A 269-nucleotide genomic window follows, 5' to 3' on the forward strand; every position below is an offset into this window, starting at 1 on the left:
GCCCGTCAGGTCGAGGCCGCGTACCGCGCATCCGGTGAGGATCGCAGCGCCGGCGCGGCGTGCGGCTGCGGCCATGGCCGGCACCGCCAAGGAGGGCTCGGCCCTTCCGTCGCTCGGCGTGTGCAGGCCGCCGGCCCAGCGGCGGGTGGTCTGGGGGAACATCTCCGCCACCTGGCCGGGGGTGAGCAGGCGGGCATCGATCTGCCATTGCCGCGCATGCTCGAGCCAGGCCTCGTGCGCCGCGGTGTGCTGCGGGGTTTCGTGTAGGT

1 protein-coding gene is annotated in these 269 nt (G+C 74.7%); it reads right to left on the reverse strand.

Annotation, left to right across the window (positions count from 1 at the left end; all coding sequences use genetic code 11):
• Positions 1 to 269 (reverse strand): FAD-dependent oxidoreductase (locus tag JMJ55_RS30590; protein ID WP_202829367.1); only part of this gene is annotated, 269 nt, incomplete at both ends.

Origin of the sequence: Belnapia mucosa, from assembly GCF_016775475.1 — a bacterium.
Lineage (GTDB): Bacteria > Pseudomonadota > Alphaproteobacteria > Acetobacterales > Acetobacteraceae > Belnapia > Belnapia mucosa.